This is a genomic window from Pseudoalteromonas sp. P1-30 (assembly GCF_001400005.1).
In the GTDB taxonomy this organism is placed as follows: domain Bacteria; phylum Pseudomonadota; class Gammaproteobacteria; order Enterobacterales; family Alteromonadaceae; genus Pseudoalteromonas; species Pseudoalteromonas atlantica.
Genome location: NZ_LKBC01000003.1, coordinates 153,628 through 168,632, shown reverse-complemented (window position 1 = coordinate 168,632; position 15,005 = coordinate 153,628). Strand labels below are relative to the sequence as shown.

Annotated in this window: 19 protein-coding genes; 8 read left to right on the top strand and 11 right to left on the bottom strand. The window is 41.2% G+C overall.

The features are described from left to right. Positions 1 to 7 precede the first annotated feature (7 nt). On the bottom strand, positions 8 to 451 hold the full coding sequence (dksA, locus tag AN395_RS08990) for an RNA polymerase-binding protein DksA (RefSeq protein ID WP_004586092.1): 444 nt from the start codon (positions 449 to 451) through the stop codon (positions 8 to 10). 226 nt (positions 452 to 677) lie between these two features. Next, positions 678 to 1,394 (bottom strand): DNA/RNA nuclease SfsA, encoded by a 717-nt coding sequence (gene sfsA, locus AN395_RS08985; protein ID WP_054982769.1) that lies wholly within the window; start codon positions 1,392 to 1,394, stop codon positions 678 to 680. A gap of 120 nt (positions 1,395 to 1,514) precedes the next feature. Between sfsA and pepB the strand changes: the two genes are divergently transcribed. Both pepB and AN395_RS08975 read left to right on the top strand, forming a co-directional pair. Beyond that, complete coding sequence (pepB, locus tag AN395_RS08980; protein ID WP_054982768.1) at positions 1,515 to 2,810, top strand: aminopeptidase PepB; 1,296 nt, start codon at positions 1,515 to 1,517, stop codon at positions 2,808 to 2,810. Between the two features lie 182 nt (positions 2,811 to 2,992). Next, a complete protein-coding gene (locus AN395_RS08975; protein ID WP_004586095.1) occupies positions 2,993 to 3,559 on the top strand; it encodes a phosphoribosyltransferase in 567 nt (188 codons plus the stop codon). Positions 3,560 to 3,702: 143 nt separating this feature from the next. Here AN395_RS08975 and AN395_RS08970 read toward each other — a convergent pair whose 3' ends face one another. Next, positions 3,703 to 4,359 (bottom strand): Crp/Fnr family transcriptional regulator, encoded by a 657-nt coding sequence (locus AN395_RS08970; protein WP_004586096.1) that lies wholly within the window; start codon positions 4,357 to 4,359, stop codon positions 3,703 to 3,705. A 486-nt stretch (positions 4,360 to 4,845) separates the two neighbouring features. Here AN395_RS08970 and AN395_RS08965 point away from each other — a divergent pair, with 486 nt between their 5' ends. Then, the gene (locus AN395_RS08965) at positions 4,846 to 5,076 is read left to right on the top strand and encodes a YgjV family protein (protein ID WP_054982767.1); all 231 of its coding nucleotides are present in this window, start codon (positions 4,846 to 4,848) and stop codon (positions 5,074 to 5,076) included. Positions 5,077 to 5,126: 50 nt separating this feature from the next. On the opposite strand, the gene AN395_RS08960 is transcribed toward AN395_RS08965, so the two are convergent. The 6 genes from AN395_RS08960 to AN395_RS08935 all read right to left on the bottom strand — a co-directional run bounded on the left by AN395_RS08960 (position 5,127) and on the right by AN395_RS08935 (position 8,968). After that, a complete protein-coding gene (locus AN395_RS08960; protein ID WP_054982766.1) occupies positions 5,127 to 5,804 on the bottom strand; it encodes a FlgO family outer membrane protein in 678 nt (225 codons plus the stop codon). Between the two features lie 119 nt (positions 5,805 to 5,923). Then, positions 5,924 to 7,579: an amidohydrolase gene (locus tag AN395_RS08955; RefSeq protein WP_054982765.1), complete on the bottom strand. Its 1,656-nt coding sequence runs from the start codon at positions 7,577 to 7,579 to the stop codon at positions 5,924 to 5,926. 131 nt (positions 7,580 to 7,710) lie between these two features. Beyond that, a complete protein-coding gene (locus AN395_RS08950; protein ID WP_004586100.1) occupies positions 7,711 to 7,947 on the bottom strand; it encodes a calcium-binding protein in 237 nt (78 codons plus the stop codon). Positions 7,948 to 7,955: 8 nt separating this feature from the next. Further along, the gene (locus tag AN395_RS08945; protein ID WP_024033183.1) at positions 7,956 to 8,192 is read right to left on the bottom strand and encodes a calcium dependent protein; all 237 of its coding nucleotides are present in this window, start codon (positions 8,190 to 8,192) and stop codon (positions 7,956 to 7,958) included. Positions 8,193 to 8,481: 289 nt separating this feature from the next. Further along, complete coding sequence (locus tag AN395_RS08940; protein ID WP_054982764.1) at positions 8,482 to 8,709, bottom strand: hypothetical protein; 228 nt, start codon at positions 8,707 to 8,709, stop codon at positions 8,482 to 8,484. A gap of 25 nt (positions 8,710 to 8,734) precedes the next feature. Then, positions 8,735 to 8,968 carry a calcium dependent protein gene (locus AN395_RS08935; protein WP_004586103.1) on the bottom strand — a complete coding sequence of 78 codons (234 nt, stop codon included), beginning with the start codon at positions 8,966 to 8,968 and terminating at the stop codon, positions 8,735 to 8,737. Between the two features lie 301 nt (positions 8,969 to 9,269). On the opposite strand from AN395_RS08935, the gene AN395_RS08930 reads away from it, so the two are divergent. Genes AN395_RS08930 through AN395_RS08915 form a run of 4 tightly spaced genes read left to right on the top strand, consistent with a single transcriptional unit; the run spans position 9,270 to position 13,120 of the window. Next, complete coding sequence (locus AN395_RS08930) at positions 9,270 to 10,721, top strand: HAMP domain-containing sensor histidine kinase (protein WP_054982763.1); 1,452 nt, start codon at positions 9,270 to 9,272, stop codon at positions 10,719 to 10,721. 4 nt (positions 10,722 to 10,725) lie between these two features. Further along, a complete protein-coding gene (locus AN395_RS08925; RefSeq protein WP_054982762.1) occupies positions 10,726 to 11,247 on the top strand; it encodes a hypothetical protein in 522 nt (173 codons plus the stop codon). Positions 11,248 to 11,249: 2 nt separating this feature from the next. After that, the gene (locus AN395_RS08920) at positions 11,250 to 12,599 is read left to right on the top strand and encodes a sigma 54-interacting transcriptional regulator (RefSeq protein WP_004586106.1); all 1,350 of its coding nucleotides are present in this window, start codon (positions 11,250 to 11,252) and stop codon (positions 12,597 to 12,599) included. Between the two features lie 20 nt (positions 12,600 to 12,619). Beyond that, a complete protein-coding gene (locus AN395_RS08915) occupies positions 12,620 to 13,120 on the top strand; it encodes a DUF1543 domain-containing protein (RefSeq protein ID WP_024033177.1) in 501 nt (166 codons plus the stop codon). Positions 13,121 to 13,128: 8 nt separating this feature from the next. Here the strand turns inward: AN395_RS08915 and AN395_RS08910 are convergent, their stop codons facing one another. Next, positions 13,129 to 13,356 carry a hypothetical protein gene (locus AN395_RS08910; protein ID WP_004586108.1) on the bottom strand — a complete coding sequence of 76 codons (228 nt, stop codon included), beginning with the start codon at positions 13,354 to 13,356 and terminating at the stop codon, positions 13,129 to 13,131. 125 nt (positions 13,357 to 13,481) lie between these two features. Here AN395_RS08910 and AN395_RS08905 point away from each other — a divergent pair, with 125 nt between their 5' ends. Then, on the top strand, positions 13,482 to 14,732 hold the full coding sequence (locus AN395_RS08905; protein WP_029773901.1) for a multifunctional CCA addition/repair protein: 1,251 nt from the start codon (positions 13,482 to 13,484) through the stop codon (positions 14,730 to 14,732). Between the two features lie 8 nt (positions 14,733 to 14,740). Here AN395_RS08905 and AN395_RS19520 read toward each other — a convergent pair whose 3' ends face one another. Continuing rightward, on the bottom strand, positions 14,741 to 14,905 hold the full coding sequence (locus AN395_RS19520; protein ID WP_024033174.1) for a hypothetical protein: 165 nt from the start codon (positions 14,903 to 14,905) through the stop codon (positions 14,741 to 14,743). Positions 14,906 to 15,005: the final 100 nt, after the last annotated feature.

Here is a 15,005-nt window from a genome sequence, read left to right as displayed (position 1 = left end):
ATTTAAATTAACCGCGCCCAGCTTGTTTTTCTTTAATTTCTGCAAGGGTTTTACAGTCTACGCATAAATCTGCAGTTGGACGCGCCTCTAAACGACGAATACCAATTTCGATTCCGCATGACTCACAAAAGCCAAAATCATCTTCTTTAATTAAGATAATTGTTTTTTCAATTTTTTTGATCAGTTTACGTTCGCGGTCGCGAGTACGAAGTTCTAAAGAGAACTCTTCTTCTTGCGCAGCGCGGTCAACTGGATCAGGAAAGTTGGCAGCTTCGTCTTGCATATGCGATTTTGTGCGGTCAACTTCATTACGTAAGTCGTTACGCCACGCTTCTAAAATCGCTTTAAAATGAGCACGTTGTGCTTCATTCATATACTCTTCGCCCGGCTTTTCTTGGTATGGTTCTAAACCGGCTTGAGCCAATAAACCATGTCTTTGTTGGTCTGGCATAACTCTCTCCTAAATCCTTAATTTAATGCCTCAGCATTAGCCGGCGGTATAAATAGCAGAATCTTATACCCTAGGCAAATTTATTTTTTAATTAATCGAATTAGCTTCAACCAGTGTGTTGACTAAAAAGGCTCATATTTTAATTTTGATGCTTTATTAATCGTTATTTCGGTATTTAAACTTGCCTAGTTATATGGGCATAAAGTTTAAAAGCAAGTTAAATTTTTTATTTAAAGGCCACTTTCTCACTAAGCGTTACTTCATTTGGTGAAATAGATGCCTTATAAGCGTATACCTCCACGCCTTTTTTAATCGCGTGGTTTAATAAGTCGCTGTATTTTTTATCTATGTGGCTTGCTGCACTCACCGTATTAATACCTTGGTGCAAAACAGCGAACAGTAATACTGCGCGGTGGCCTTGTTCGATCATTTCTATTAATTCGCGAATGTGTTTTTGCCCACGCACGGTTTGCGCATCCGGAAAGTAGCCTTGCCCACTTTGTGGTGCGGTTTCGCTTAACAAAGTGACTGACTTTACCTCTACATAGCAAGCGGGTTTATTGTCGCCGGTGAGTAGAAAGTCGATACGGCTGTTTTCGCTGCCGTATTTTACTTCACTTTGAAGCTGCTGATAGCCGTTAAGCTCTGTAATAACCTGGTTGTTGATAGCCTCTTCGACCACTTTATTTGCCACGGCGGTATTAACACATATTAACTGCGAGAGGGAGTTTTGAGTGAGCTCTAACGACTGAGGGTATTTTCGTTTACTGTTATCGCTGGTTGAATAAAAAGCGCTAAAGCCAGGCTCTGCGCAACCTGTCATTTTACCGGTGTTGGCGCAATGGGCGGTAAATTCAGTTCCATCGTTAAGTTGGAGGTCGGCTAAAAAGCGTTTATAGCGTTTTAATAACGTGGCGGGCTGTAAAGCTGGGATGTATTTCATTTAAATTCCAATGCTAAACGCTGCAGATGCGTTGGTTTATGTTATTTATCTCAAGCTGTTGGGAACTTGTACTCACTATAGTAAACTCGGTGGCACATTTAAGTGTAAGGGTATTCTAACATGAGTGAAAAATTTGTTGTTCAACTAAGCGAGCAAGCAGCACCAAGCCATTGGGGCGAAAACGCGGCGTTGTCTTTTAACGAGCAAGGCGCAACGGTTCATTTATCTGAGCAAGAAACATTAAAAAATGTTCAAAAAGCGGCGCGAACAATTGCAAGCCAAGGTGTTAAACAGGTTGAGCTTGCGGGCGATACATGGTGCACAGAAAGCCAATGGGCTTTTTACCAAGGGTTTGTAACACCTAAATCATTACATGGTGTTGAATTTGTTGATAACGCACAATCAGATCTAAACGAGCTGGCGCATTTAAAAGCCTCAGCTACGTGGGCACGAGAAATGGTAAACGGCACAGCGGATGACATTTACCCTGAAAGCCTTGCTGAAAAAGCCGCCGAATTTATTCAATCGTTAGCGCCTGAACACGTAAGCTACCAAATTATTAAAGGCGATGCGTTATTAGAGCAACAGTGGATTGGTATTCATGCTGTGGGCCGTGGCTCTGAGCGTCCACCTGTTTTACTTGAGCTTGATTACAACCCAACAGGCGATGAAAACGCACCGGTAAGCGCAGCGCTTGTAGGTAAAGGTATTACGTTTGACTCTGGCGGTTACTCAATTAAATCTAGCGAAGGTATGCTAGGAATGAAGTGCGACATGGGTGGCGCGGCAACGGTAACAGCGGGCTTAGCACTGGCTATTAACCGCGGTATAGAAAAACGCATTAAGCTATTTTTATGCTGTGCAGAGAACTTAATTTCGGGCCACGCTTACAAACTAGGTGATATTTTAACCTACAAAAATGGCACAACCGTTGAAATTGTAAACACCGATGCTGAAGGGCGTTTAGTGCTTGCCGATGGCCTAATGGCTGCAGGCGAAACAGGCGCAGAGCTAATTATAGATGCGGCAACACTAACCGGTGCTGCACTCGTTGCTGTAGGGCAAGAGTACAACGCATTATTTGCCCTTGATAAAGAGCTGGTACGCGAAGTAGAAGACTTTGCATCGCAAGAAATGGAAGCTGCATGGCCTCTTCCGCTTGAAAAATGGCACCAGCAAAACTGCCCATCTCCATATGCTGATACGGCAAATAGCCGCGCTCAAAAAGGTGGCGGTTACGGCGGCGCATCAAATGCAGCAGGCTTTTTATCTCGCTTTGTACCAAACGATGGTAAAGGTTGGGTACACATTGATTTAGCTGCGGCATTTAATATGGGTAGCACTAGCCAATGGGCTGCAGGTGCAACTACGCAAGGTATGCGCACAGTGGCACGTACATTGTTAGAAAAAGCTTAATAGTACGTAACTAGGCGTTTAATACATAAAATAGGCACCAATTGGTGCCTATTTTGCTATTTGCAGGCAAGCAATTTATTTTTATTTACGGTAAAATCCTTCGCCAATACCTGTTTGGGTGTTTAATTATTGGCTAAAGTGCCTTCACTCAAATGTTATACTCACCACTGGGGTTCTAAACTATGTCAGATAAGTGCTACATCACAGCTCAACAGCTACTTGAAGATTCATTCCGCGTAGCGGCACAAGTTTATAAAGATGGCTTTCGTCCAGACTTTATAATTGGTATTTGGCGAGGTGGTGCACCTATTGGTATTGCTGTGCAAGAATACTACGACTACAAAGGCATTGAGACTGATCACATTGCGGTGCGTACGTCGTCTTATTACGGTATTGGCAAGCAATCTAAAGAAATAAAAGTACACGGCCTACACTACATTGTAGAAAACGCTAATGCTGGTGACTCACTGCTTATTGTTGATGATGTGTTTGATTCTGGCCGCAGTATATTTGCACTAAAAGAAAAGCTTTCTGAGCTTATGCGCTTAAACTTACCACGCGATATTCGTGTGGCATGTCCGTACTATAAGCCTAAAAACTCAAAAGTAGAGATGGTGCCAGATTACTTTATTCATGAGTCAGAAGAGTGGTTAGTGTTCCCGCATGAGTTATCGGGTTTAACGCCAGATGAAATAATTGAAGGTAAATCTGATTTAGTAAATATTCAAGATATTTTATTAGATAAGTAATTGCCTAAGCGTTAAGTAGGAGTTTATTTGCGCGGGGGCATGTTTGTGTACTCGTTTTAAATAAATGACTGCTATAGCGCAGTGCTAATAAATACCACAAAAACTAAAAAAGGCCATTACGGCCTTTTTTTGTGTCTGATTTTTTACAGCTGCGCAAAACTGTCTACGTAATCACTTAAACTTTGTGTATCGACCGCTTTTAGCCCATGGGAGCTGCGCTGCACTAAGCCTTTTTCAACAAGCTCGGTTACTACGCGGCGATAAGCTCGCTCAGTGGTTGCAAAGCGCTCTGCTTCGGCATTAACGGTTGGGTATGCGCGCAGTAGCGTTGGGTTATTGTTCTCGGCTCGTAGTAAGCAGTCTTTAGCTATGTTGTAGCTTAAAGGCAGCAGTAACTTATCTAAATTAATTTTTTGGTTTTCTTGAAACTTAGCCGCAATGGTTTGCGCGGTATATAAGCTCAGCTCTGGCTTTTCGAGTAGTAATGCTCGCCAATGGCGAAGCTCTATTAAATTATAGGTTACATCGCTAAAACAGGTGACCGTATAAATACATGGGTTATTGTTTAATGCTTCTATTTCACCAATTAGGGTGTTGTTGCAATCTAATTGGCCTAATAATAGGCGGCGTCCGTTTCCTACGTCATAACTAAATGAAATAGTACCGCTGCGCACCAGCACAAGTTTACTAAGTGGTTGATCTTGGTGGATCAGCACTTCTTTTTTTGATTGTTGATAGCTACTCCCTGCAAAAGTGAGTAATTGTTCAACAAGGTAACTAGAAAAATGGTATTGAAACATCAATATGCTCTTCGGACAATTGTCCTATTTATTACACCTTAATGACGATATTATTAAGGCTCTAAGAATTTACGCTAACTTGCTACTGTATTTAGCCTTGCTAAGTACGTAATACCTTCATTTCCCGTGTAATGATTTAGGAAGCTATTGGCTACAACCAATATACTTTTTAAGGTTTTTTAAGCAAGTTAGTTTTTTTATTTTATACCAATCAGCCTAATGAAGTGATCAATTTTAAGGCTAGGAAAACGTGTTGATAGCTAGGCAAAAAATCGCTATTTAGTCGTTCTCGGCAATTGCTCCTGCATTGCTCTACCTTCTGCATTCATGCAGTCGTAAATGAGCATTTTTTAACACAGGTAGCGACTCATTTAGCCCCGCAAAATGATTGAGTATTATTGCGCATTGGTATTAAACGTTGTAACACTGACAAGTGCCACACGTTAGCATTAGCGTAATGCTAACCTAAAGGGTAGGAGAGAACAATTGAGTTGGGAATATTTAGGTTATATTGCATCAGCTTTCTTGGTTGCATCGTTAACAATGACCGATGTAGTAAAACTGCGTTGGTATAATATGTTTGGTTGTATTGTATTTACTATTTACGGTGTGGCTATTGGTGCAGTGCCTGTTGCGTTTACTAATGGCTTATTAGCGCTGGTAAATGTGTACCATATTATAAAGCTCTACCGACAGCCTAAAGTCAAAGAAGCGTGAAGCTAAAAATTCAAAAAAAGGGTTAACATTTAAGTTAACCCTTTTTTGTTTTAAAGCACCGCGTCTAAAACAATGCCATCAGTTCTACGAGTTGGATAAAGTGACTCAACAACAAAGCTTGGGATAAATCCTTTAGCCGATGAGACCACTACTTTAGACTTTGCCCCAATAATACGAGCGTTAACTATTACACCACGATTCGTGTAAGTTAGGGTGCCTGATAGAGTGTAATCAATATGCGGGTAACCTTTAATTTCTTTACCATTACGACTAAACGAGAAATCACCTAACGGGGTTACATGCACAGCGCCCGTGTGTTTGTAATCAACTACCGATAAGCCAAACTCCTGCATTTCAGTAATAAAGCTTTCAGCCAAGTGATTACCAAATATATTCGTGGTTTGTAAATTGTCATCTAAATTCACAAACGAAGTAATTGCAACAGGCGTTCCACTGTTGATGTAGTTCATATTCTCAATCAGCTTCATTGCTAATTGTTCTGTATAGTTACTTAATAATTTACTGCTGTTAATAGGGCGGTAGTTATTTTCTGGGAACTGCCAGTTATTTACGCGTGGCTGATGAACGTCTGTGTAACGATTATGGTTATTGTGATGGCCAATATTATTATGCGAAGCGTGACCATTATAAACCGGGTGAGTAGAGCATGCACTAAGTGATAAAGTAAAAAGAGCCGATAAAGTAAGAGATAGTTTTTTAGAAAACATGTTTTCTTCCTGAAACATAAGAGATTTTTAAATTCCCTCACTTATCGACACACTTTTTAATTACTTTAGTAAATATCCATAATTACTTTGTTTATTTTTAAGTTTGTATACTTTGTAAGCTATTCTTTTTTAAAGCGTAATTCTCCAGCTACCCAAGTCTGTAAAACCTGTGTTTTATAAATCTCATCGACAGGGGCTTTAAAATAGTCTTTGTCTATTAAAATAAAGTCTGCCCATTTTCCGTTTTCTAAGCTGCCTATTTTAAACTCTTGGTGTGCTGCATACGCGCCGCCGAGGGTAAACGCTCTTAGGGCTTGTTCGCGGCTTAGCACTTCGCTTGCGCGCCAGCCGTTCTCAGGCAGCATATTATGATCCATACGGGTAATGGCTGAATACAGGCCATCAAAAGGGTTTGCCAGCTCTACAGGGTAGTCAGAGCCTGCTGCAATCACAGAGCCTTGCTTTAAAAATGTTTGCCATGCATATGCGCCTTGTAATTGGCTATCGGTTAAGCGCTGCTGAGCCATATGCATATCTGAAGTGGCATGCACAGGCTGCATAGATGGAATGATTTTAAGAGCTTTAAAACGCGGAATGTCATCAGGGGTGACTATTTGCGCGTGTTCAATACGGTTACGCAGTAACATACCGCCCGTTTGCTTAAACACGTTTTGATACGCATCAAGTACCACTTTATTTGCCTTATCACCAATTGCATGAGTGTTGGCGCTAAAGCCATTTTTGAAGCTTAAAGTAAATAATTCTTCAAGCTTGGCTTGGGTTTCTAGCATTAGGCCGTGGTGGTTTTTTCTATCTGCGTAGTCATCAATTAGCGCAGCCCCGCGCGAGCCTAATGCGCCATCGGCATATACTTTTACACTGCGGATAGACATAAACGATGCTGCATCTTGATAGCGCCCTGCCTTAAGCATGTGCTTTAAATCGGGGCTAGCAGCACTTAGCATGGCGACTATTCTTAGTGGCAAATTACCTTGCTCGCTGCGCTCTTTGTAAACTTCCCAGGTGGTTTTATCAATACCGGCATCGTGAGTAGAGGTAATGCCTAAGCTTAATAAGTGCGCGCCTGCGGCATCTAACGAGTCGCTTATAGCTTGTTTTGAAGGAGCGCTCATATGCTGGGTAATTAACGACTCGGCCTTATCAACAAAAATACCGGTTGGATTACCAAATTCATCTTTAATAATTTCGCCGCCGTCAGGGGCTTGAGTGGCTGCGGTAATACCGGCCAGCTCTAAGGCTTTGCTGTTAACCCAAATTGCATGGCTGTCAACGCGCGAAAGTACCACTGGGCGGTCATTGACTACTTTGTCTAAGTCTTTGGCGGTAGGAAAGCGCGTGTCGCTCCACAGCTCTTGGTTCCAGCCTCGCCCTAGTATCCAGCCTTGTTTATTTTTCGCAAATTGTTCTAGCTTTGTGGTTATTTCAGCGACCGATTTAGCGCCGCGGACATCAAGTTGCGATAAGTTATCGCCAAGGCCAATTACATGCCCGTGAGCGTCAATCAACCCTGGCAGTAACGTATTACCTTTGGCATCAATAAGTGTGGCATCAGGAAAAGTGTTTTTAAGCGTATCATCTCCAGTTTTAACAACTTTACCGTTTTTAATCACTAAAGTAGAAAACGTTTGAATACCACCTTGGTATAAGGGAGTGTAACCATTAGCGTTGTAAATGACCTGCGTTTGCGCAATCGCAGTGCTGCTTACAAATAAGCCGGCAAGCAGTAGTGAGTTAAATAGTTTTTTGAGTTGCATAAGTTGGTTATTTTTTATTGTTAGTAAAATAACACTAGCAAACTCACTTTTAGAATACCAATATGTTGAGGTAGATAGCTTAAAAGCGTAAGGGCTGTTAAAAATTTAGCGCTTACGCTTATAAAAAAGAGTTACTTACTGGCGTATATGCCATATTCCGAAAGGGTAAGTCTGCCGTCTTTATCTTTATCATAGCTTGAAAAACGCGACCAAAGGGCGGGGTCAATGGCGGTTTCTGAACGGGTTAAAAAGCCATCGTGATTACGGTCAAACTTTTCAAATTTATCAGCAACTTCTGTACTTTGGCCAAGGCTTACATCGCTAAAAAGGCCCAGCGCAACAAGCGCTAAATAGCTTACGGTCTTCATACTTATACTCAGTAAAGGTTATTGGTTAAATAGTCTTTAAACTCAAGAAGCGAGATTTGTTTGTCTTGGTTTTTATCCCAGCGAGTAAAGGTGCTGAGTAGCTGAGGCTGTGGCTCTAATTCGTCTTCTGTTAAGAAGCCGCTTTTATTGGCATCAAGGTGATCAAAACGTTGTTTAACATCTAACGCAACAGCATTAAAGCTGATCATAGTAATAGCGATAACACTAAAAAAAACACACTTCATGGTTTTCCTTCCAACATACAGTGTTTGTAGATTAATAAAAAAAGCACTTGCCATAATTTAACTTCCCAACATTAAATCCGTTTACACATTCCCTCAGGGATTATGGCAAATGCTTTTGAAACCTACCTTACTAGGTAAAAGCTTAAGTAAAACTTAATTAACTTCAGCTGTGGATAATAAATCTATTTTAAGCAGCTCGTTTTAGCGCTAACGGCTTAAAATTTCTAGCCACAGAAAAAGACTTAAACATCGTTACTATTGAGTTTGTTATTAAAGCGCTTAATCACAATTAAGGTTTAAAATTTTGAAACTCTTCTTTAGAAATTTTCTTGTCTTGGTTTTCGTCTAAATCGGCAAATTGCCTCATTACTTCTTTATCTTGTTTGGCTTCTACAAGCGATACTGCTCCATCCATATCTTTGTCTAAATGAGCAAAGCGAATGTTGACAGAAGAGGCTAAAGCCGTGGCGCTAATGGCTAAAAACATTAATGCAAATGCTGCGATAAGTTGTTTCATAATCATGTTCCCTAATTAAATGAATTTACTGAATAAACTTTTTGAATTCACTTAGCGACAACTGGCCATCTTGGTTAGTGTCTATTTGTGAAAAGTTTTCGTGTAGTACGGCATCTTCACCCGCTTCTGATTCGCTAAGCGTGCCGTTACTGTCTTTATCTAGCTCATTAAATGTAGCTTGAACGTCCATAGCTATTGCATCTGTGCCCATAAACCCAAAAGCCAGCATGGGTAAAATTACTAAAAAGCGGTTGTTCATTTAATTTCCTTATTGATTAAAGTTGCACTCACTATTACAAAAATGGTGCCAATTTAAATAAGTGTTTAAAATCAATGGTTTATATTGTTTGAGGGGCGCTGGTCGGAATTTTTTACTTAAATGTGTGTTATTTTTGCAACAGGCGGTACGTACTATTAGTAGTTAATAGAGTTATCAATAGCTTAGTGTGTTGCTAAATGGCAACAGGTGGATATATTGGGTTAAATATAGAAGTTGATTCAGCGAGAGTATAAGGTAAGTAACTAAAATAGGGCGCTTAAAATAATAAAAGGAAATGATAATGCCTGTAACGTTGGCTAAAAAGTATCGTGCAATGCTTAATTGGCGGCCTAACTTAATAGGTCAGTTTATAATTAGTATGTTGCTGTCGTTACTGCCGCTTAGTTTAGTGGTTATTGTTTTTTTAAATGCGTTAAACAAACAGCTCGCTGTTACCCAGCTTATCGTCAGTAATAATTACCAAGTTACTAAGTCGTTTAATTTTTTAAAGCAAGAGCTTAATAGCCTAGAGCGGGCAACGCGACAAAACTGGGTGTTAAAAAGCGAGTCGCTCGACACGTTAATAAACGAAAAGTGGCAATCCTCCTTACAAACAATCGACACGCTCAGCCAAGCTAGTGCCACACAGCAATACACTATGCAGTGGCGCCGCTTAGCAACAACATTGCGTAGTACTCATCAAGCTTTAATTGAAAATAACCAACAAGATGCTGCATTGTTTGTGCCTATTAGCGATTTAGTGGCTGAGCTTACTGTGTGGTTGCGCGATACGAATGCAGCACAAATTCAAAACAACCAAAGTGAATTAAGTACTTTACAAAGCTCGTTTATTAACTGGTTAGTGGCGCTTATTCCGCTTACTTTACTAGTGGGCGGGGGCTTTTTATGGCGCATAAGTCAGCGTTTAAAAGGGCTTACGTCGGTAATAGATAAACTAGGACAAGGCCACTGGCAGCAAAAAATTGCAGTGCAAGGCTCAAGTGAGCTGGTGGAATTAGGCGAAAAACTACAATGGGTGCAAGAGCAGCTACATATGCTTGAGCAACAAAAAGATACCTTTTTACGCCATGTAACCCACGAGCTTAAAACGCCGTTGGCTTCAATGGTCGAGGGCACCGATTTACTGAGCGATGAAATAGTCGGCCCCATTACAAAAGAGCAGCAAGCCGTACTTGAGCTTATTAGCCAATCTATGGTGCGTCTGCGCACTATGATTGACAGCCTACTTAGTTATAACGCTATCAGAACCAGTAAAGACAGCGTTAGCGAAGTCGAATTTGGCAATTTAATAAATAAAATAAACAGCCATTTTGAGCACCGCTTAACGGCTAAGCAGCAACGCTTAAATTGGCATAACAGCATAACAAAACAGCCACTTGCATTACCCGCAGAGCTGATAGAAATGACCCTCATTCAGCTCATTTCTAATGCGTTAAAATTTTCAAATACAGGGCAAAGTGTTGATGTAACCTTAGCGCTTGAGCAAAAGCTATTAATAATGCAAGTGCGCGACGAAGGCTGTGGTATTAAAGAGCAAGAAAAAACCCAGATATTCAGCGCATTTTACCAAGGCAAGCATAATAAAGATGTTACGCTGCAAGGCAGTGGCTTAGGTTTAACCATAGTAAAAGATTCGGTTGAGCAGTTACAAGGCCAGCTTAGTGTTGAGCATAACCAGCCCCAAGGCTGCTTATTTACAATAAAAATACCTTTAAATAATCAAGGAGTTTAATAGCATGCGTACGCGTTTAATAGCTATTTTATGTGTGCTCAGTAGTACGGTTGTTTTAGCTGGGTGTGAAACAAATAACATACAAACAGCAGCAGTGTCGCAGGAGGTAGAGCCTGCAAAAAATGCGGTGCCAAATCCTAAAAAGCGCCCTAAAAGTGACCCCGTTTACCCCAGCGCAGAACGTGTTGTTGCATGGCATGCTAATCAATGTGGCGGTTTTAAAGTAAAACCAAGCCTACATACTTATTTAGGTGAAAAAGAGCTAAAACGTTTTTTTAAATTCATGTGTGTTAACACCTCAAGTGCACCAGAGGAGGTAATGACACGATTACAAAAACTCGATTTAGCCTACTTTTGGCCTGAGCCAATAAAACAATATTTATGGCTTCAAAAGCAGCATGTTACTCGGCAAATAAATGCCCTAAAAGAGCAGCAGGCGTTAAATGACAAAATGCAGCAAACGTTATCGTCTTTAGCCACCATAGAGCAGCAGCTGTTACTACGCGAAGACACTAAGGAGCAGTAATTATGGCAACACACACACCACAAGGTGCAAAAGTATTACTCGTTGATGACGATGCAAGTTTACTTAAATTACTCGCGCTAAGAATCGAGTCTAAAGGGTATGAAGTAACAACCTGTGAAAGCGGCATACTTGCATTACAAATTCTTAAAAACCAAGTGTTTGATGCAGTTATAACAGACCTGCGTATGGACGAAATGGACGGCATGGCCTTACATCGCCAATTACAAAGCCGCTACCCAGCACTGCCGGTTATAATGATGACAGCGCATGGCTCTATACCCGATGCGGTGGAGGCGACAAAACAAGGCATTTTTGCGTTTATTACAAAACCGGTAGATAAAGACGAGCTGTTTGACAGCCTAGCCAAAGCCATTGAAATACATGGCGTAAACGCAGAAGAATCGCCCCAAAAAAGCAATATAGTAACGCGCAGTGGCGCTATGTTACACCTCCTTGAGCAAGTAAAATTACTGGGGCCAACCCAAGTAAATGTACTTATTTCTGGCGCCAGCGGTACCGGTAAGGAGCTGCTGGCTCAGGCGATTCATCAACACAGCCATGTAAGCGAAGGACCTTTTGTGGCCATTAACTGTGGCGCAGTGCCTGGGGAGCTTTTAGAGTCAGAATTATTTGGCCATAAAAAAGGCGCCTTTACAGGGGCGGTGAAAGATCACCAAGGTTTATTTCAGCAAGCTCAAGGCGGCACCTTATTTTTAGATGAAATTGGCGATATGCCGCTTAATTTACAAGTTAAGTTACTGCGTGTACTGCAAGAAAAAACCATACGCCCGGTGGGCTTTCAAGAAGAGATTCCTATTGATGTGCGCATTGTATCGGCCACTCACAAAAATTTACCCGATGCGATTAGTAATCAACAATTTAGGGAAGATTTATACTACCGGCTAAATGTTGTTAATTTAAAATTACCGCCGCTGTGTGAGCGCCGAGAAGACATAAGCCTGCTCGCCCAGCACTTTAGCGCAAGTATTGCTAAACGTATGAACCAAAAAGAAAAGCGCTTTGCAAACGATGCCATGCATGCACTAGTACGTTACGACTGGCCTGGGAATATACGCCAGTTACAAAATGTTGTAGAGCAAGTGGTCGCATTGAGCGCCAGCGAGGTAATTTCTGCACACTTAGTGTTAAACGCACTTAACTCAAACCAAGCCAGTGCAGAGCCGCTTTCTCTAAATGATGCCAAAAAAGAGTTTGAGCGCGATTATGTAATAAACACCCTAAAAATGGCCGGTGGTAACGTAGCTGAAGGTGCAAAGCTTGCCAAACGTAATCGTTCGGATTTTTATAAGTTAATAAAAAAACACAATATTGATGTCGATAATTTAGTGTAATTTAAGAGTAAGGTTATTAAATGCAGTTATTTATGGTGTATCTGGGCGGGCGAATTCAAGGCTGCCACATAGAAATGCACGATATTCGCTTTGTCGTAGGGCAAAGCATTGAGCAAACTTATTCAAAGCTAAAAAGCCAATGGGTGGGCGATAAAAACAATGTGCATATGGACAGCTACATGGCAATTAACCATATCGACGGTTATAAAGTAGAAGTTGTTGATACCTACGTTGAGCAAAATAAGCAGCTGTATTTTGTTAATTTAGGCGCTTACAGAAGCGACTCTATGGCTGAGCAACACGACTTTGCATTGTATGTTGCCAGTAGTGCTGCAGAGGCCAAGCAGCGCGCTAAAAGCGATTTGCTTGCAGGCCTTAGCCATATTCATAAAGATGATTTACATGATGTAGATGACTGCTTTGCTATAGACCTGCTCGACAGCCAACTAAATATTAAGCTTACGCCAAGTGGGCATGCTCAACCAATAAAACCAGATTGGTTTGGGTATTATATTCTTTAACAGTAAAATTAAGAGTCTTGCTCGCTTTGCTCATTGGCTTCGCTTTTAGCTGCCATTTTAAATGCCACAATAACTAGGCCAAACATCGCAAAGGGCAGCGCTGCCAACATGTATTCAACCATGTTGCTATCTTGAAAGTTAGCCTGTAGTAAAAAGTGACCCGCCACGCACATTACAATAACCACAAGTAATATAGGCAGTAGCATAAGTTCTTTTTTTGATGAATGATTTTTCATTGAATGTAAGGCTATGGCTTAAAATAAAGCGCTATTGTAATGAGCTTATTTAAGCTTGGCAAACTAGGGTGATTTTAATGGTATGATCGACATCAAATAACCACCCAGTGTGATTAGGATAAACAGTGAAACACAACCTTAAGCAAGTTTACCTTGTTGGTGGCGCGGTACGCGACCAGCTACTTAATATAGCATCAAAAGATAACGACTATGTTGTTATAGGCGAAACACCCCAAACTATGGAGTCGCTTGGTTTTGTGCCTATAGGAAGTGATTTTCCGGTTTATTTACACCCAAAAACAAAAGAAGAATACGCCTTGGGTCGCACCGAGCGAAAAAGCGGTAAAGGCTATACCGGCTTTGTGGTAGATGCCAGCCCTAATGTCACCCTTGAAGAAGATTTAGCACGGCGCGATTTAACCATAAACTCAATGGCACTTGATGAAAACGGCACCGTTATTGACCCTTTCAATGGCCAAAGCGATTTACACAATAAAATACTGCGCCACACCACAGAAGCCTTTGTAGAGGATCCGGTAAGGGTATTACGCATAGCGCGTTTTTTAGCGCGCTACGGAAGTGAATGGCGTATTCACCCAAGTACTTATGCATTAATGCGCGAGCTTAAAAACAAAGGTGAGCTTAATCATTTAGTGCCCGAGCGCGTATGGCTCGAAACCGAAAAAGCGCTGGGTGAAAAACACCCTGAACTGTATTTTCAAGCATTACATGGCTTAGGTATTTTCCCTGAAATAGAGAGTATGCAAGGGGTGCCGCAACCTGCAAACCACCACCCTGAAGGCGATGTGTTTGTTCATACTATGTTGGTACTTAGGCGCGCTGCCGATTTAAACTTTAATTTAGAAACACGGTTTGCGGCATTAACTCATGATTTTGGTAAGGCCTTGAGCTTTAAAAAACGCGGTAATTTACGCGGTCATGAACGCGAAGGGGTAGCCGTAGTAGAAAAGTTTTGTGAGCGTTTAAAAGTGCCTAATCGTTTTCGCGATATTGGCGTACTCACCAGCGATAATCACACCTTATGCCATACGCTTGAGCAATTAAGGCCACAAACGATTCATAAATTAATTGTTACTAATTTAAATGCTTTAGTGCACCCAGAGCGATTTATTGCGTTTACCCAAGCATGCCAATGTGATGCGCAAGGGCGCGGAGAAACGCTCGTAAATAAGCCCTATCCGCAAGGGGCTAAGCTGCGTGCAATTTTTAATGAATTACAAAAAATGGATAAAAAACAGGTAGTGCAAACTGCACTTAAAAATGGCAAAAAAGGCCCAGAAATAGGCGAAGAGGTAAAACTGGCAGAAATAAACTGCATCAAAGCATTTTTACAAAACGAGCAAGCAACGCAATAGGCAATACCCTAGCTAAGGTATTCAGACACGCCTTCGTTTTTAACTTGTTCTGGCTGTCGTAAGTTTTTATATGTAGAGGTGGCAGGCTCTGAAGGCAAGCTAGGTGCTTGCTCTTGGGGCCTGTATAGATCAAAAATAAATTCGATCTCTTCACGCTCAAGTGGGTTGTTCATGATCTATTCTCCTTAATTAGCGTTCAGGGTATGGCCGTTTGACTGAATTAAAAGTGAATAGTTACATTTTAAGTTGTACTAATTTGTAATCGATGTGCAA